Raw genomic sequence first — 16,973 nt, forward strand, 5'->3', positions numbered from 1 at the left:
CCGGCATCGGGAATGCGGGGACGGTCCCCGCGGTTGTCTGCACCGCCACACCACTCACGCAAGGGGAGAAATACCGTGGGCGCGATCAAGAGCGTGACGGACGCGAGCTTCGAGGCCGAGGTCCTCAAGAGCGACAAGCCGGTTCTGGTCGACTTCTGGGCCGAGTGGTGCGGTCCGTGCCGTCAGGTCGGGCCGATCCTCGAGGAGATCGCCACCGAGCACGCCGACAAGCTGACGATCGTCAAGCTGAACATCGACGAGAACCCCGTCACGCCGCGGGACTACGGCGTGCTCCAGATCCCGACGATGAACGTCTACAAGGGTGGCGAGGTCGTCAAGCAGATCATCGGCGCCAAGCCGAAGGCCATGCTGCTGCGCGAACTCGACGGCGTCATCTGACGCCGGAAGCAGAGCCCTCCGTTACAAAGCAGAGCCCTCCGCGCACTCGCGCGGGGGGCTCCTGTGTCGTCAGCGGCCACACGTACCGCTGAGATCCCCTCAGACGGGCCGCAGGGCCCTCTCCGGGGACATCGAGCCCAGCAGCCGCTCCAGCGCCACCTCGACGTCCTCGCGCCACGACACGGCCGTCTTGAGCTCCAGCCGGAGCCGGGGGAAGCGCAGATGCGGGCGGACGGTCTTGAACCCGACCGACAGCAGGTAGTCCGCGGGCAGCACGCAGCCGCCCGGCTGCTCCCACTTCAGGTCGCCGAACGCCTCGATCGCCCGGACGCCGCGGCGGGTCAGGTCCTTGGCGACGCCCTGCACGAGCATCCGGCCCAGGCCTCCGCCGGTGAACTCCGGCACGATGTGCGCGGTCATCAGCAGCACCGCGTCGGAGCTGACCGGAGACGTGGGGAACGCCACCGAGCGTGGGACGTAAAGCGGCGGAGCGTAGAGCACGAACCCGGCCGCGACCCCGTCGACATAGGCGATCTTGCCGCAGCTGCCCCATTCGAGCAGGGTCGCGGAGATCCACGCCTCTTTCTCCAGCCCCGGGTCCCCCGCCTCCACCGCGCGCTCGCCGCTGACGGGATCGAGCTCCCAGAACACACACCGCCGGCACCGGCGCGGCAGGTCATCGAGATTGTCGAGGGTGACGTTGACCAGCCGACGCGACACGTGATGCCCCAATCCCCGTCAGGAGTCCTGCCAGAAAAGCGCGCGAAAACGGCGTCTCCAGGTCGCATCGTAACTCAGCGGAAGGGCAGGAGCGGGTGCGCCACGAACAGCCGCCGACGAGCATTAAAGGGGTTGGCCGGGCCGAAACCAGTGGGACAGGAATGCAAGAAAAGGGGCCATTGATGGTCAATACCCAGTTGTGATGGGCGTGGCGCGTTACCGTACTCTGGATTTCCTGGCTACGTGATCGGAGGTGGACCGTGGCACAAGAGCTTGATCACGGTCGGACTAACGCGGCCCACGGGTCGCGCATTGACGCCTACGTCGACCGGTACGCCGCCCGCGCCACCGGCATGGTCGCCTCCGAGATCCGAGCTCTCTTCGCCGTCGCGTCGAGGCCCGAGGTGGTCTCGCTCGCCGGCGGCATGCCGTACGTCAACGCGCTCCCCCTCGACCTGGTCAGCGAGCTCGTCGCCGACCTGGTCAGCACGCGCGGCTCGGTGGCCCTGCAGTACGGCTCCGGGCAGGGCGACCCCGCCCTGCGCGAGCAGATCTGCGAGGTCATGCGCATGGAGGGCATCGAGGCGAACGCCGACGACGTGGTCGTCACGGTGGGCTCGCAGCAGGCGCTCGACCTGATCACCCGGATCTTCATCGACCCCGGCGACGTCGTGCTCGCCGAAGGGCCCTCGTACGTCGGAGCGCTCGGGACGTTCAGCGCCTACCAGGCCAAGGTCGTGCACATCGCCATGGACGACCAGGGCCTCATCCCCGAAGCCCTCGCCCAGACCATCTACGCACTCCATGCGGCCGGCAACCGGGTCAAGTTCCTCTACACGATCCCCAACTTCCAGAACCCGGCCGGTGTGACGCTGAACGAGGTGCGCCGCCGCCAGGTGCTGGAGATCTGCAACAGGGCCGGGGTTCTGGTGGTGGAGGACAACCCGTACGGCCTGCTCGGCTTCGACGGGGAACCGATGCGGGCGCTGCGCGCCGACGACCCCGAGGGCGTGGTCTACCTCGGCTCGTTCTCCAAGACCCTCGCCCCCGGCTTCCGCGTCGGCTGGGCCCTCGCCCCGCACGCCGTACGCGACAAGCTGGTCCTGGCCATGGAGTCGGCGGTGCTGTCGCACTCGTCCTTCACCCAGCTCGCCGTCGGCCAGTATCTCGCCACCCAGCCGTGGCGCGAGCAGATCAAGTCGTTCCGTGAGCTGTACCGCGAGCGGCGTGACGCGCTCCTGGGCGCGCTCGACGTGCTCATGCCGCCCGGTTGCACATGGACCCGCCCCGCCGGCGGGTTCTTCGTCTGGATGACGCTGCCCGAGGGACTTAACTCGAAGGCGATCCTCCCCCGTGCGGTCGCCGAGCGGGTCGCGTTCGTGCCCGGCACCGGCTTCTACTCCGACGGCGGCGGCGCGCGGAACATGCGCCTGTCGTTCTGCTATCCCGAGCCGGACCGCATCAAGGAGGGCGTGCGCCGCCTGGCGGGCGTGATCGAGCAGGAGCTCAGGCTGCGGGACACGTTCGGCACCGGCTCCGCTCCGGGACACGCGGGCGTCGACACCCCCAGCCCGGATCTCGCCTAAAGCGCGTACGGCCGCCGCCCCCTGCGACCTAGGAGCCGCCCATGGGACCTCATGGGCGGCTCCTACGCTATGGATGGAAGTGCGCCACGCCCGCCTGGGATGGCTTGGCGAACCGGGGGACACACCGGCGCGGGCGGGGCACTAGCCTGTTCAGGCTGGCCGTACTGACTTCTCGAGGCGAGAAAGGCCCTCTTCGTGAGCGAGCGAACGATGACCCAAGGATCGCCCCCCGTGCGTCCGTGGAAGGGGGCGCGGACCGGAACCGGCGCCGCCGCCGTCCGCATGGGCGGTGAGGCGTCATGAGCGATCTGGGCCACGTGCTCGTCCTCGCGGGAGGGCTCTCCTACGAGCGTGAGGTCTCCATCCGCTCCGGACGCCGCGTCGCGGAGGTGCTGCGGGCGGTCGGTGTGGACGTGGAGACGCGCGACGCGGACGCCACCTTCGTGCCCGCCGTGCTGGCGGACCCGCCGGACGCGGTGTTCGTCACCCTGCACGGCGGCGCCGGCGAGGACGGCGCCATCCGGTCGGTGCTGGAACTGCTCGACGTGCCGTACGTGGGGGCGACGCCGGACGCCTGCCGGGTCTCCTTCGACAAGCCCACGGCGAAGGCCGTCGTCCGCTCCTGGGGGCTCAACACGCCCGACTCCGTGGCGCTGCCCAAGGAGACGTTCCATGATCTCGGCGCCACGGCCGTGCTGGCCCGCATCATCGATCGGCTCGGCCTGCCGCTCTTCGTCAAGCCTTCCCGCGGTGGCTCCGCGCTGGGCGCGTCCATCGTCCGCACGGCGGAGGAACTGCCCGCCGCGATGGTCGGCTGCTTCGCCTACGGCGACACCGCGCTCATCGAGCGGTACGTCCAGGGCGTGGAAGTCGCGGTCTCCGTGGTGGATCTCGGCGACGGGCCGGTCGCTCTGACGCCGGTGGAAATCGTGCCCGATCGGGGTGTGTACGATTACGCGGCCCGTTACACGGCCGGCCAGACGGAGTTCTTCGCACCGGCCCGGCTCTCCCCCGAGGTCGCCGAGGCGTGCGCCGGAATGGCGGTCGCCGCGCACACCGCCCTCGGCCTGCGCGACCTTTCCCGCACCGACCTCATCGTCGACGGCTCCGGCAAGCCGTACTTCCTCGAGGTCAACGTGGCACCCGGCATGACGGAGACATCCCTGCTGCCGATGGCCGCGGAGGCTGCGGGCCGAGACCTCGGCACCCTGTGCAAGGGGCTCCTCGAGTTGGCCGCCACCCGAGCCTGATCTCACCCCCGTTTCACGTGAAACGCCCCTCCAGGCTGCGATCACGCCTGGAGGGGCGTGAAGGCAAACCACCGTCGGCCGGGCCGTCCGTCACTCTGACGGTGCGGGCCTGTGGACGTTCACGATTTGCGCAGCGCGGATAACTACCACCAACCTTGGCCGAGGGCGCCGAGAGCTGGGTCCACCGTGTGTTTCACGTGAAACCCATGCTGCCGGGGTGTCGGCGAGCTCTGGGCGGGGTTGGTCACTGCGCTGGAAGGAACCTCCGGTCCTCGCTCCCTTCCGCTCCGCTCCCCGCCTCATGGACGTCTGGTGAGCACAGGGGTGGGACGGTGCCGACAACCGAGCTCAACCACGCCCTCAGGCCCGTGTTTCACGTGAAACCCTGCGGCTCTGGGTGTCGATGACCTCCCGGCGGGGTTGGTCACTGCGCTGGAAGGAACCTCCGGTCCTCGCGAAGTCCGCTTCGCTGGACCTTCGCTGCGGTCCTCGCTCCCTTCGGCTCCGCTCCCCCATCACGGCAGGAGGGTGGACAGCGCACTAGTCGGTCGTGATGCCCCTACTGCGCATCGCGTTGGCGGCCTCCGGCGCCATCGTGTCGATGATCCGCTCCAGGTCGTCGATCGTGGAGAACTCGACGACGATGCGGCCCTTCCGGCTGCCGAGGTCGACCTTCACCCTTGTCTCGAAGTGGTCAGAGAGCCGGTCCGCCAGGTCGCGGAGCGCCGGGGCGGTCGGCTTCTTCGCCCGAGGCTTGCGCGGAGCCGGTCCCGCCGTCGCCTCGCCCAGGGCCACGATCTCCTCGACGGTCCGTACGGACAGCCCTTCCGCCACGATCCGGCTCGCCAGCCGCTCCTGGGCGGCGGGATCGTTGAGCGCGAGCAGCGCCCGCGCGTGCCCGGCGCTGATGACTCCGGCCGCCAGCCGGCGCTGCACCTCGGGCGGGAGATTCAGCAGGCGCAGGGTGTTGCTGATGTGCGAGCGGGACCGCCCCACCTTTCTGGCCAGCACCTCGTGGGTGGCGCCGAAGTCGTCCAGAAGCTGCTGGTAGGCCGCCGCCTCCTCCAGCGCGTTGAGCTGCTCCCGCTGGAGGTTCTCGATGAGCGCCTCACGGAGCATCTCGTCGTCCTGGGTGCTCCGGACGATCGCGGGAATGCGGTCCAACCCCGCGATCTGCGAGGCGCGCCACCTCCGCTCCCCCATAATCAGCTCGAAGCGACCGCCCTCCACCGCACGGACGACGACCGGCTGCAGCAGGCCGACCTCCTTGATGGATGCCGCGAGTTCGTCGAGACGGTCCTCGTCGAACACCTCGCGCGGCTGCCGCGGGTTCGGGGAGATGGAGTCGACCTCGATCTCCTGGAAGTAGGCGCCCTCCACCGGACGCAGGCCACCCACGTCCACTCCCGGCACAGCCGTCGGTGGGCCGGCAGGCGAAACGCTCGCCATGGACGCCGGTTCGACGATCGGTCCTGTGGGGATCAGAGCCCCAAGACCCTTGCCCAGTCCCCGACGCTGCTGGCTCACCGCTGCTCCCTCATACCCGCACAGAAGGCGGTGCCCAGCGACTCGGGGTCACTGGGCACCGGCACGCACACACCAGGAGAGAGTACCGCTGTGACGGCGTCCCCATGAGTCTCGCGCATCGAGCTGTGTACAAACCCGCCCAACGCCCAGCATCACCGGGGGAGGAGCGGAGCGGGCGGGAGGGAGGACCGCAGCGAAGGCCCAGCGGAGCGGGCTTCGCGAGGACCGGAGCTTCCGGCCGGCGCAGTGACGTCTCAACCATGCGCCGCCCAGCCCACGGCACCGCGGAGCGCCGGGTGGACTGGGCGAGGGCCGAACCTTCCGGACCTTCCGGCCGGCGCGGTGACGACTGAGCTCAGCGCATTCAATCACCCAGTGCGCTGCATGCTTCGGAGGACCCAAAAGGGTGCTGTCCCGTCCGGGCGAGCCCCGTCGCCAACGCGCCGTTCGCGCTGCGCGCGGCTCTGTCAGGCGCCGGCGAGGGCCGCCGCGCGGTAGGCGATCTCGCGCGCGGCGCCCATGTACGCCAGCGCTCCGCTCGAGCCCGGGTCGTACGTCATGACCGACTGCCCGTAGCTGGGCGCCTCGGAGACACGGACACTCCTGGGGATGACGGCGTCGAGCACGGTGTCGCCGAAGTGGGATCGCACCTCCTCGGCCACCTGAGAAGCGAGGCGGGTCCGGCCGTCGTACATCGTGAGCAGGATGGTCGTGACCGCCAACGTCTGGTTGAGGTGCGCGCGCACCAGCTCGACGTTCTGCAGGAGCTGGGTGAGCCCCTCAAGGGCGTAATACTCGCACTGGATGGGGATCAGCACTTCCTGTGCCGCCGCCATGGCGTTCACGGTCAGCAGTCCCAGCGACGGCGGACAGTCGATGAGGATGTAGTCGAACTCCATCGCGTCGAACGAGGCCAGCGCCCGGCGCAGACGGGTCTCCCGGCCGACCATCGGAACCAGCTCGATCTCCGCGCCCGCGAGGTCGAGGGTGGCGGGAGCGCAGAACAGGTTCGGCATTTCGGGGACCGGCTTCACGATCTGCGACAGCGGCATGTCGTCCACGAGGACCTGATACACCGACGGCATCCCCGACCGGTGTTCCGTCGCCAACGCGGTGGACGCGTTGCCCTGTGGGTCGAGATCGACCACGAGGACGCGCTGATCGTGCATGGACAGCGCGGCCGCCAGGTTGACGGCTGTGGTGGTCTTGCCTACGCCGCCCTTCTGGTTGGCCACGGTCATCACGCGGCACCGGGAAGGCCGGGGCCAGGCCCCCTCGTCGCGCGTCGAGTAACCGACGGAAGGCGCAGCCGCCTGCGGGGGTGCGGCTGTTTCACGTGAAACCACAGAACTCAGTGCCTCTCGTACCAGCGGCGAATCGCCAGGGCTAAGGGGGGTCTGGGACACGGTCGTCGTCCTTTCGACCGGCGAAGCAGAGGGACGAGGCCAGCCCACCCCGGAGGACCGGCCTGCTGTCGCGATCTCCCAGCGTAGGGGGAGCCGGGTCTCCGGCCAACCCAGGCCCGCTGTCACACCGCCTGATCCGGCGTCCGCCACCGGCTCACCTCTTTCGTCGCCTCCGCGTGTCCGTTCGCGGTGACCGTCCGGCGACGACGCGAACGAGGGTCGCGGGCGGCTCGACCCTACCGTGCCCCACTGTGATCAACTCGACGTGCCTCACCCCGAACGCCTCCAACTGGGGACGGGCGGCGTCCAGTTCCTCCTGCGCCCGCTCGCCCTTCATCGCGAGCAGTTCCCCACCCTCGTGCAGCAGCGGCATCGACCACGCCAGCAGACGGTCGAGCGGCGCGACCGCACGGGCAGTCGCCACGTCGAAGACGCGCTTTCGGGCCAGTTCCTCCGCCCGCCCGCGCAGCACCTCCACGTTGTCGAGTTTGAGCGCCTCCACGCACTCGGACAGGAACACGGTCCGGCGCAGCAGCGGCTCCAGCAGGGTCACCGTCACATCGGGGCGGACGATCGCGAGCACGAGCCCGGGCAGGCCCGCGCCCGAGCCGATGTCGACGAGGGTCGAGTCCGGCGGGACCGCCTCCTCCACGACCGCGCAGTTCAGCAGGTGCCGGTCCCAGATGCGGGACACCTCACGCGGCCCCAGGAGTCCCCGCACCACGCCCGGCCCGGCGAGCAACTCGGCGAACAGCCGGGCCCGCTCCAACGCCTCGCCGGTGAAGATCTCTCGCGCCACCGGGGGCGCCTCGGGCAGCTCGTTGCTCTCCGTCATCACTCACTCATTCATGAACGCTCTGGGCCAAGGGTAACCGTCCTTCCCCCCTCGGCGACGGCCAGCCGTACATCCGGCGTCCGCCGGCCGCCCTGGTCCGGCTGGGAGGGGAAGAGACAGAGGCACGTACAGGACGGAAAAGCCGCCGGTCCCGGATGTGGGACCGGCGGCTTCCCCGCGTCGGAACTGTGAAAAGCGGTCAGGCGGGCAGGACCACCACGAAGCGGCGGGGCTCTTCGCCCTCGGACTCGCTGCGCAGGCCCGCCGCCGCGACGGCGTCGTGCACGATCTTGCGCTCGAAGGGCGTCATCGGCTTGAGCGCCTTCGGCTCGCCGGTGCGCTTGACGTCGTCGGCCGCCGCGGCGCCCACCTTGGTGAGCTCGGCCCGGCGCCGCTCCCGATAGCCGCCCACATCGAGCATGAGCCGCGAACGCTCCCCCGTCTGGCGGTGCACGGCCAGGCGCGTCAGCTCCTGCAGCGCCTCCAGCACCTCTCCGCCGGGACCCACGAGCTCGTCACCCTTGATGCCCACGATCGAGACGACGGCACGGTCTCCCTCGACGTCCATGTCGATATCGCCGTCCAGGTCGGCGATGTCGAGCAGGCCCTCAAGGTAGTCCGCCGCGATCTCGCCCTCCTGTTCGAGGGCATCGATGTCGGGAGCAGGCTTGAGGGTCTCCTCAGCTTCGGTCACGTCCGGACTCTCCTTCTCCTACGACTTCTTGCTGCCGGTGCGCTTGCTGCGAGGCTGGCGCGCCGGCTGCTGACGGACGATCTTGGGGGCGGGTGCCGGCTCAGGCTGCTCCGCCGCCTTGGGCTTCCCCACCAGCCTGGTGAAGATCCCGTTCGTCGGCTCGGGAGTGGTGACGTTGCCCTTCTCGTCCACCACCGGCATCGGGTGGCGGCTGTAGAACCAGTGCTGCTGGCCGAGGGTCCACAGGTTGGTGGTCACCCAGTAGAGGATCAAACCGAGCTGGAAGTTCAGGCTGAAGACGGCGAACAGCGGCGAGATGTACATGAGGATCTTCTGCTGCTGCGCCATGGGGTTGTCCGGCATCTGCGCCATCGAGCGCGTCACGCTCTGCCGGACGGTGAGGAACGTGGTGAGCGAGCTGACGGCGACGAAGAGCGCCAGCACGATCTTCGTGACCACCGGATCGGCGCTGAACTTCTCGATGTCCGCCGCGCTCGTGAAGAAGGTCGCCGGCAGCGGAGCACCGAAGACGTGCGCGTGCCGGGCGCTCTCCACGAGCTCCTTGGACATCCCGAAGACGGCCCGGTCCTCGGCGATGGCCCGCAGCACGGTGAACATCGAGATGAAGATCGGGAACTGCGCGACGATCGGAAGGCAGCCCCCCAGCGGGTTGGCGCCGCCCTCCTGGTACAGCCGCATGACCTCCTGGTTCATGCGCTGCTTGTCGTTCTTGTACTTCTTGCGCAGCTCTTGGACCTTGGGCGCGAGCTCCTGCATCTTGCGCGACGAGCGCATCTGCTTCATGAAGAGCGGGAAGATCAACAGACGCATCAGCACGGTCAGCGTGATGATGGTCAGCGCCCAGTTGAGACCGCTGCTGGCGGGGATGAATGTGCTGTAGCCGGCGTGGATGTGGGTGATCACCCAGGCCACAGCCGTATACAGCCAGTTCAGGAATGGCAGCTCCACCGAGCTAGCTCCCTTGCGTTTCGTCGTGAGACCGGACTCGGCGTGGGGGCACCGGGTCGAAACCTCCGGGGTGGAACGGGTGACACCGTCCGATGCGCCTGACGGTCAGCCATACCCCGCGCGCCGCTCCGTGAACGGCGACGGCTTCCAACCCGTAGGCGCTGCAGGACGGTTCGAACCGGCACCTCGGCCCCAGCATCGGGCTGATGAAGGCGCGGTAGAACTTGATGAGCGCGAGCAGCACGCGAGCGACCGGCCCGGTCGCGGGCCGGTCGGCCTCCCCGGGCACCACTGCCGGGGTCGGTTGCTGCGCTGTCATGACCGTCCATCCGTCGGAGCCCGGGAATCGGACCCGCGCCGCCGGAGTAAACGACTCAGCGCGACGTCGAGTTCGGCGGCCAGGTGCTCGCTGTGCGCGGACGCAGCCGGTGGATTGGCGCGTACCACCAGAAGGCTACCTCTCGGCAGCATCGGCAGGCGGTTCCGCACGAGGTGTCTCAACCTGCGCCTGACCTGGTTCCGCACCACGGCGCCACCGACCGCCTTGCTCACGACGAAGCCGACCAGCGGTGGCTCGTCGGCGTCGCGCAGGTTCAGGTGTGCGACCAGGGTGGGACGCCCGGCGCGCCGCCCACGGCGAATCGCGTCGGCGAACTCGTCACCCCGCCGCATGCGGGACGCGGACGGCAGCACCGGGCTTCCTCGATCGACGTACGGCCGCCCGCTCCGCTCGACACGGGCGGGCGGCGTCTGATTGTCAGACCGTCAGCTCGGCGCGGCCCTTGCGGCGGCGCGCGGCCAGGATGGCGCGGCCGGCCCGGGTGCGCATGCGCAGCCGGAAGCCGTGGGTCTTCGCGCGGCGACGGTTGTTCGGCTGGTAAGTACGCTTGCTCACGGGTGGGCTCCAGGCGTCAAGTACGTCCGCGGCGTTCCGCGGGCGCGGTACATTCCAAGGTCACGGCTCGTCAGATGCGCGGGCATGCGAAATAGCCGTCGCGTGATTAGCCGACCGGGACACGTTACGGGTCCACCGTACGTCAGGTCAAACCGGCACCCGTGCCGCCAAGCGAGTACGGCGAGCGACCATGGCCCATTAGGCTGTGGACAACGCCTTGAACGCAGGTTGCGCACACCGCTACTGTCGGCCGTCCGGCCCTTCCCCCCATCAGCGTGAATTGTGCCCGGGGAGGACGCGCGGGCTGTGCACATCATGTGGATCATATGTGGATGGCATCCGGACGAGGGCCGGTGCCGCGGGGCGTACGAAACTGACACGACACGGATCGCGGCGGGCGAGCGGGGCCGCGCAACGGGAGGAGGGGCCGAGCCATGGAAGGCGTCGATCTCAACGCTGTATGGGCTCGGGCGCTCAGGACCCTGCTCGACGAGGGCGTCTCAGGGCAGCAGCGGGCGTTCCTGCAGATGACGCAGCCCTCCGGCCTCATCAACGACACGATTCTCCTGGCGGCCCCCAACGACTTCGCCAAGGAGGTCATCGAGGTACGCCTGCGCCCTCTGATCGTGCACGCGTTGTCGCAGGAGCTCGGCCGGCCCGTGCGGATCGCCGTGATGGTGGATCCCGGCGCCGGCATGACCGCCCCGTCCGACCCCGCCTCCGCCCCGGCGGCGGACCATCGTCCACAGTCGCCGTCCACAGGTTATCCACAGGCCGGTTCCCAGGCCCCCCGCTTCCCCTTAGGCGAGGACGGCCCGATCCGGCGCGACGCCGAGCCGCACGGGCAGCACTATCCACAGGCCCAGCAGTATCCACAGCCTCCACAGCACATGTCCCCGGCCGACCTCCCGCAGCGGCCAGGCGGCTACTCCCCCGAACCGCCCGCGGCCCCCAAGCCGGAGCCGGTTCCCGGGCCGGGCCCCGTGTCCGGGCCGGTGCCCGGCGCCGGGCAGAACCGCTGGGACACCCGGGGCGGCCGCACCTCCGGCGAGCCGGCCCGGCTGAACGCCAAGTACACCTTCGAGACCTTCGTCATCGGCGCCAGCAACCGCTTCGCGCACGCCGCCGCCGTCGCGGTCGCCGAGGCCCCCGCCAAGGCGTACAACCCGCTGTTCATCTACGGCGACTCCGGGCTGGGCAAGACCCACCTGCTGCACGCGATCGGCCACTACGCGCAGAGCCTGTACGACGGCGCCCGGGTGCGGTACGTGAGCTCCGAGGAGTTCACCAACGACTTCATCAACTCCATCCGCGACCACAAGGCCGACGGATTCCGCTCCCGTTTCCGCGCTGTGGACATCCTCCTCGTCGACGACATCCAGTTCCTCGAGGGCAAGGAGCAGACGCAGGAGGAGTTCTTCCACACCTTCAACACCCTGCACAACGCCAGCAAGCAGATCGTCATCTCCAGCGACCGGGCGCCCAAGCAGCTCGTGACGCTGGAGGACCGGCTGCGCAACCGGTTCGAGTGGGGTCTGATCACCGACGTCCAGCCGCCCGAGCTGGAGACCCGCATCGCGATCCTGCGCAAGAAGGCGATCCAGGAGGGCCTGGCCGCGCCGCCCGACGTGCTGGAGTACATCGCCAGCCGCATCGCGACGAACATCCGCGAGCTGGAGGGCGCGCTGATCCGGGTCACCGCGTTCGCCAGCCTCAACCGGCAGTCTGTGGACATCCAGCTCGCCGAGATCGTCCTCAAGGACCTCATCAGCGAGGACGCGAGCCCGGAGATCACCATCTCCCTCATCATGTCCACAACCGCCGAGTACTTCGGCGTCTCGCTCGACGACCTGTGTGGAAGCTCACGCTCCCGCGCCCTCGTCACGGCCCGGCAGATCGCCATGTACCTGGCCCGTGAGCTCACCGACCTGTCCCTGCCGAAGATCGGCCAGCAGTTCGGCGGGCGCGACCACACCACCGTGATGCACGCGGAGCGTAAGATCCGGTCGCTCATGGCCGAGCGGCGCTCGATGTACAACCAGGTCAACGAGTTGACGACACGGATCAAGCAGCGCGCACGCAACGCTTAGTGCACAGCTGTGGATAACTCTGTGGATCAAAAATTTCGGCCCTCGGTGGCCGCCGCGTCGATACCCACACCCTCTCCGGCTCTCCAACACGCCGTCCCCACTTGGGGACAAGTTTGGGGAAAAGCTGGGGACTACTTGGGGAACACCCGTGGACGAGCTGGGGACGCCCTGTGCGTACTCGTCACAGCCACCTCGGCTGTCCCTTTTACCCCGTGGACAACCGGTGGAAACATGGTGGATTACTCGTGGACAGAGGGGTCTCCGCCTGGGGAACGGGTGTGGGGACAGCGCGGCCGCCCACAATCCACAGGGGGCCCGTCCACCTCTCCCCCACACCGGCAGTGGATGAATCAGCTCCCGTGAGCTGCGAAAATGCTCGACATCCACATATCCACACTGCCTAATAAGGCGACTTGTATCTCTCCCTCTAAAGAACTCAAGAACCATAGAAGGGGTTCTGGAGGCACACAGGTGCGGGAGAGTGAAGACTTGACGAAGCAGCGACACCCAGGAGGCTGATCCACGTGATGTTCCGGATCGATCGCGACGTGCTCGCCGAGGCCGTGGCGTGGACGGCACGGAGCCTTCCGGCCCGTCCCTCGGTGCCGGTGCTCGCCGGCATGCGGCTTGAGGTGACCGACGACCAGAGGCTGAAGCTGTCCGGCTTCGACTACGAGGTCTCCGCCGAGGTGACCCTCGACGTGCAGACCGGGGAGCCGGGAGTGGTCCTCGTCTCCGGCAAGCTCCTCGCCGAGATCACCCGCGCGCTTCCCGCACAGCCGGTCGAGCTGGTTGTGGACGGAGCCAAGGCCGTGGTCACCTGTGGCAGCGCCCGGTTCACACTTCTCACCATGCCTGTGGAGGACTACCCCTCCCTGCCGGCCATGCCCCCGGCCGCCGGACGGGTCGGCAGCGACGTGTTCGCCTCCGCCGTCGGTCAGGTCGCCGTCGCCGCCGGCAAGGACGACACGCTCCCGATGCTCACCGGCGTGCGGATGGAGATCGAGGGCGACACCGTGACCCTCGCCGCCACCGACCGCTACCGCCTCGCCGTACGCGAGCTGAAGTGGCAGCCCGAGCAGCCCGGCTTCCAGGCCGTGGCGATGATCCCCGGCCGTACGCTGGCGGACACCGCCAAGGCGCTGGGCGGCAGCGGCGCCGAGGTCGAGATCGCGCTCAGCTCGGCCGGCGGCACCGGCGAGGGCATGATCGGGTTCTCCAGCTCCGGACGGCGGACGACGACCCGGCTGCTCGACCCCGAATTCCCCAAGTACCGCTCGCTGCTGCCCACCGAGTTCTCCGCGCGCGCGGATCTGTCCACAGCCTCGTTCGTCGAGGCCGTCAAGCGCGTCGCTCTGGTCGCCGAGCGCAACACCCCCGTACGGCTGGCCTTCCGCGGCGGAGAGGTCGTCCTGGAGGCCGGCAGCGGCGACGAGGCGCAGGCCGTGGAGGCGCTGCCGGTCGAGTTCGACGGCGACGAGATCAACATCGCGTTCAACCACCAGTTCCTGCTGGAGGGCCTGGGGGCGATCGACTCCGACGTCGCGCGGCTCCAGTTCACCACGCCGACCAAGCCCGCCATCCTCACCGGGGGCAAGCCTGTGGACGACGGCGGAAGCGAGGACTACCGCTACCTCATCATGCCCATCCGGTTGTCCAGCTGACCCGGCCCTGACACCCCGGGCGTACGATCTCCTGCGGGCATGGACCCCCGATGCATGGGTACGCGTGCCTCGGTGGACGACGCTGTGGACGACGCAGAGGTTGAGGGGTGGCTCAGATGCAGATCGGCATGATCGGGCTCGGCAAAATGGGCGGCAACATGGCCGAGCGGCTGCGGCGCGGCGGCCACGAGGTCGTGGGCTACGACCGCGATCCCTCGGTCAGCGACGTCGGCAGCCTGAAGGACCTCGTGGAGAGGCTTCAGGCGCCGCGCGCGGTCTGGGTCATGGTCCCCGCCGGGGCGCCCACGCGGAGCACGATCGAGCAGCTGCGCGACCTGCTGTCGGAGGGTGACGTCGTCATCGACGGCGGCAACTCGCACTATCTGGACGACCAGCGGCACGCGGCCGACCTCGGCGCCCACGGCATCGGCTTCGTCGACGTGGGCGTCAGCGGCGGCGTCTGGGGCCTGGAGTACGGCTACGCGCTGATGACCGGTGGCGACGAGGAGCACGTCCGCCGGCTCATGCCGATCTTCGACACGCTCAAGCCCGAGGGTGCGGACGGCTTCGTTCACGCCGGGGGCGTGGGCGCCGGCCACTTCGCGAAGATGGTCCACAACGGCATCGAGTACGGCATGATGCAGGCCTTCGCCGAGGGCTGGGAGCTGCTCGAGGCGAGCGACGCCGTGACCAACGTCCCCGAGACGTTCAAGAGCTGGCGGCACGGCACCGTCATCCGGTCGTGGCTGCTCGACCTGATGGTGCGGGCACTGGAGGAGGACCCCGACCTCACCGAGCTCAAGGGCTACGCGGAGGACTCCGGAGAGGGCCGCTGGACGGTCCAGGCCGCCGTGGACCACGCCGTGCCCCTGCCGGCCATCACGGCCGCGCTGTACGCCCGCTTCGCCTCACGTCAGGCCGACTCCCCCGCGATGAAGATGGTCGCGGCGCTGCGCAACCAGTTCGGCGGGCACGCGGTCGCCTCCACCGAGGGTCAGACCGGCAAGGGCGCCGACGCCCCCGGCGCCGACGTCACCCCGCCGGTGGAAACCGAGCGCTGACGCTCGCGCCGATTCTCCACAGGCTGTGGATCACCGGCTCATACCCGCCCGATCGTCCACAGCGCTCCGCGGCCGGGACACGAAGGCCGGGCACCGGCACTAGCCTGGCGGGGTGCACGTGGCGAGCCTGTCCCTCACCGACTTCCGGTCTTACTCGGAGGTCGAACTCGTGCTGGAACCGGGGGCGACGGCGTTCGTCGGCCCGAACGGGCAGGGCAAGACCAACCTGGTCGAGGCGCTGGGCTACCTCGCGACCCATTCGAGCCACCGCGTGGCCACCGACGCGCCGCTCGTACGCCACGGCGCGCAGCGGGCGATCGTGCGCGGGGCGGTGGTCAGGGACGACCGGCGCGCGCTGATCGAGGTGGAGATCAACCCGGGCCGGGCCAACCGTGCCAGGGTGAACCGCTCGCCCGTCCCCCGGCCGCGCGACGCCCTCGGACTGCTGCGGACCGTGCTGTTCGCCCCGGAGGACCTCGCGCTGGTGAAGGGCGACCCGTCGGAGCGCCGCCGTTTCATGGACGACCTGCTCGTGGCCCGCGTCCCCAGGTTCGCCGGCGTGCGGGCCGACTACGAGCGCGTGCTCAAGCAGCGCAACGCCCTCCTCCGTACGGCCGCGGCGACGCGGGCCGGACGGCGGCGCGGCGGCCGCAGGCAGGAGGACGACGTGGCCTTCGCCGCGGCGGGCGCGGGAGACGTCATGAGCACGCTCGAGGTCTGGGACTCCCACCTCGTGCGCCACGGCGCGGAACTGCTGGCGGCGCGGCTACGCCTGGTGGACGCGCTGCGCCCCCTCGTGGCGAAGGCGTACGCCACCCTCGCCCCGTCGTCGGGACTCGCCGATCTCGAATACCGGCCATCGGGGTTATCCACAGATATCCCCACCTTGGGGACAAACCGGGAACTGCTGGCCGAGCACCTGCGGGCGGGCCTCGCGGAGGCTCGCCAGTCGGAGCTGGAACGCGGCGTGACCCTCGTCGGCCCGCACCGCGACGACCTGCTGCTGCGACTGGGCGAGCTGCCGGCCCGCGGCTACGCGAGTCACGGCGAGTCGTGGTCGTTCGCGCTCGCGCTGCGGCTGGCCGCCTACGACCTGCTGAGAGCCGACGGCGGCGACCCCGTGCTGATCCTGGACGACGTCTTCGCCGAGCTGGACGGCCAGCGGCGCAGACGGCTCACCGAGATCGTCGCCCCGGCCGAGCAGGTGCTCATCACGGCGGCGGTGCCGGACGACGTGCCCCCCGAGCTGACCGGCGCCCGGTTCGACGTGATGGAAGGGAGCGTGTCCCGTGTCCGATGAGATATCCACAGCCGGTGGACAGTCGCCGCAGGGCTCGGTCGCGCGGGGTGCCGCGCTCGCGCGGGAGAAGCTGGCCCAGGCGAAGGCGGACGCGCTGAAGCGGGGACAGCTTCCGCGGACCGAGCCGCGCCGCCGGTCCGGGGCGGGCGCCCCGCGGCGGGACTCCGGGGACCCGCTGCCGTTCGGGCGGGCGATCCGCGACCTGCTCGCCGCCCGGGGATGGGAACAGCCGGTCGCGGTCGGCGGCGTGTTCGGCCGCTGGGCGGAGATCGTCGGCCCGGAACTGGCCGCCCACACCAGGCCGGAGACCTTCGAGGACGGCGAGGTGCTGGTCGCCGCCGACTCCACCGCCTGGGCGACGCAGGTGCGGTTGCTCGCGTCCACCCTGGTCAGGCGGCTGAACGAGGAGCTCGGCGACGGCACCGTGACCCGGGTCAAGGTGCACGGCCCGGGCTCCGGGCACCGCCCGGAGGGCGGCCTGCGCGTACGCGGAAGCCGCGGGCCCGGCGACACCTACGGCTGAGCGCGGGTGGCGGCGCGCGCCTCGCGAGCCCCGCGTCGAGCGCCGAACCGCCCG

Annotated in this window: 17 protein-coding genes; 8 read left to right on the plus strand and 9 right to left on the minus strand. The window is 69.8% G+C overall.

Annotated elements, in window-relative coordinates:
- Nucleotides 1–75: 75 nt before the first annotated feature.
- Nucleotides 76–399 (plus strand): thioredoxin, encoded by a 324-nt coding sequence (gene trxA / locus AB0J39_RS00415; protein WP_310741774.1) that lies wholly within the window; start codon nucleotides 76–78, stop codon nucleotides 397–399.
- A gap of 99 nt (nucleotides 400–498) precedes the next feature.
- On the opposite strand, the gene AB0J39_RS00420 is transcribed toward trxA, so the two are convergent.
- On the minus strand, nucleotides 499–1,119 hold the full coding sequence (locus AB0J39_RS00420; RefSeq protein WP_142573380.1) for a GNAT family N-acetyltransferase: 621 nt from the start codon (nucleotides 1,117–1,119) through the stop codon (nucleotides 499–501).
- A gap of 353 nt (nucleotides 1,120–1,472) precedes the next feature.
- Between AB0J39_RS00420 and AB0J39_RS00425 the strand changes: the two genes are divergently transcribed.
- Together AB0J39_RS00425 and AB0J39_RS00430 are read left to right on the plus strand one after the other, a co-directional pair.
- Nucleotides 1,473–2,705 carry a PLP-dependent aminotransferase family protein gene (locus AB0J39_RS00425; protein WP_363460331.1) on the plus strand — a complete coding sequence of 411 codons (1,233 nt, stop codon included), beginning with the start codon at nucleotides 1,473–1,475 and terminating at the stop codon, nucleotides 2,703–2,705.
- 299 nt (nucleotides 2,706–3,004) lie between these two features.
- Nucleotides 3,005–3,955 carry a D-alanine--D-alanine ligase gene (locus AB0J39_RS00430; RefSeq protein WP_169983605.1) on the plus strand — a complete coding sequence of 317 codons (951 nt, stop codon included), beginning with the start codon at nucleotides 3,005–3,007 and terminating at the stop codon, nucleotides 3,953–3,955.
- A 540-nt stretch (nucleotides 3,956–4,495) separates the two neighbouring features.
- On the opposite strand, the gene AB0J39_RS00435 is transcribed toward AB0J39_RS00430, so the two are convergent.
- The 8 genes from AB0J39_RS00435 to rpmH all read right to left on the minus strand — a co-directional run bounded on the left by AB0J39_RS00435 (nucleotide 4,496) and on the right by rpmH (nucleotide 10,281).
- Complete coding sequence (locus AB0J39_RS00435) at nucleotides 4,496–5,482, minus strand: ParB/RepB/Spo0J family partition protein (protein WP_363460202.1); 987 nt, start codon at nucleotides 5,480–5,482, stop codon at nucleotides 4,496–4,498.
- A gap of 467 nt (nucleotides 5,483–5,949) precedes the next feature.
- Nucleotides 5,950–6,723: a ParA family protein gene (locus tag AB0J39_RS00440; RefSeq protein WP_363460204.1), complete on the minus strand. Its 774-nt coding sequence runs from the start codon at nucleotides 6,721–6,723 to the stop codon at nucleotides 5,950–5,952.
- 319 nt (nucleotides 6,724–7,042) lie between these two features.
- Nucleotides 7,043–7,723: a 16S rRNA (guanine(527)-N(7))-methyltransferase RsmG gene (rsmG, locus tag AB0J39_RS00445; protein WP_363460206.1), complete on the minus strand. Its 681-nt coding sequence runs from the start codon at nucleotides 7,721–7,723 to the stop codon at nucleotides 7,043–7,045.
- Nucleotides 7,724–7,922: 199 nt separating this feature from the next.
- Nucleotides 7,923–8,417, minus strand: coding sequence for a R3H domain-containing nucleic acid-binding protein (locus tag AB0J39_RS00450; protein ID WP_346223729.1), 495 nt, complete (start codon nucleotides 8,415–8,417; stop codon nucleotides 7,923–7,925).
- Between the two features lie 18 nt (nucleotides 8,418–8,435).
- Nucleotides 8,436–9,386 carry a membrane protein insertase YidC gene (yidC, locus tag AB0J39_RS00455; RefSeq protein WP_363460208.1) on the minus strand — a complete coding sequence of 317 codons (951 nt, stop codon included), beginning with the start codon at nucleotides 9,384–9,386 and terminating at the stop codon, nucleotides 8,436–8,438.
- 4 nt (nucleotides 9,387–9,390) lie between these two features.
- Nucleotides 9,391–9,705 carry a membrane protein insertion efficiency factor YidD gene (yidD, locus tag AB0J39_RS00460; RefSeq protein ID WP_169983599.1) on the minus strand — a complete coding sequence of 105 codons (315 nt, stop codon included), beginning with the start codon at nucleotides 9,703–9,705 and terminating at the stop codon, nucleotides 9,391–9,393.
- A complete protein-coding gene (gene rnpA, locus AB0J39_RS00465; RefSeq protein WP_363460211.1) occupies nucleotides 9,702–10,079 on the minus strand; it encodes a ribonuclease P protein component in 378 nt (125 codons plus the stop codon). The genes yidD and rnpA overlap by 4 nt, the downstream gene beginning before the upstream one ends.
- A gap of 64 nt (nucleotides 10,080–10,143) precedes the next feature.
- Nucleotides 10,144–10,281 (minus strand): 50S ribosomal protein L34, encoded by a 138-nt coding sequence (gene rpmH, locus AB0J39_RS00470; protein ID WP_015772801.1) that lies wholly within the window; start codon nucleotides 10,279–10,281, stop codon nucleotides 10,144–10,146.
- A gap of 434 nt (nucleotides 10,282–10,715) precedes the next feature.
- Here rpmH and dnaA point away from each other — a divergent pair, with 434 nt between their 5' ends.
- The 5 genes from dnaA (at nucleotide 10,716) to AB0J39_RS00495 (ending at nucleotide 16,919) form a co-directional block, all read left to right on the plus strand.
- A complete protein-coding gene (dnaA, locus tag AB0J39_RS00475) occupies nucleotides 10,716–12,371 on the plus strand; it encodes a chromosomal replication initiator protein DnaA (protein ID WP_363460213.1) in 1,656 nt (551 codons plus the stop codon).
- A 524-nt stretch (nucleotides 12,372–12,895) separates the two neighbouring features.
- The gene (gene dnaN / locus AB0J39_RS00480) at nucleotides 12,896–14,035 is read left to right on the plus strand and encodes a DNA polymerase III subunit beta (RefSeq protein ID WP_363460215.1); all 1,140 of its coding nucleotides are present in this window, start codon (nucleotides 12,896–12,898) and stop codon (nucleotides 14,033–14,035) included.
- A 116-nt stretch (nucleotides 14,036–14,151) separates the two neighbouring features.
- Complete coding sequence (gene gnd / locus AB0J39_RS00485; protein ID WP_363460333.1) at nucleotides 14,152–15,096, plus strand: phosphogluconate dehydrogenase (NAD(+)-dependent, decarboxylating); 945 nt, start codon at nucleotides 14,152–14,154, stop codon at nucleotides 15,094–15,096.
- A 112-nt stretch (nucleotides 15,097–15,208) separates the two neighbouring features.
- Nucleotides 15,209–16,396: a DNA replication/repair protein RecF gene (recF, locus tag AB0J39_RS00490; RefSeq protein WP_363460217.1), complete on the plus strand. Its 1,188-nt coding sequence runs from the start codon at nucleotides 15,209–15,211 to the stop codon at nucleotides 16,394–16,396.
- Nucleotides 16,386–16,919: a DciA family protein gene (locus tag AB0J39_RS00495; RefSeq protein WP_363460219.1), complete on the plus strand. Its 534-nt coding sequence runs from the start codon at nucleotides 16,386–16,388 to the stop codon at nucleotides 16,917–16,919. Before recF ends, AB0J39_RS00495 begins: the two co-directional genes overlap by 11 nt.
- Nucleotides 16,920–16,973 lie beyond the last annotated feature (54 nt).

This window comes from Microbispora sp. NPDC049633 (assembly GCF_040675265.1).
Lineage (GTDB): Bacteria > Actinomycetota > Actinomycetes > Streptosporangiales > Streptosporangiaceae > Microbispora > Microbispora maris.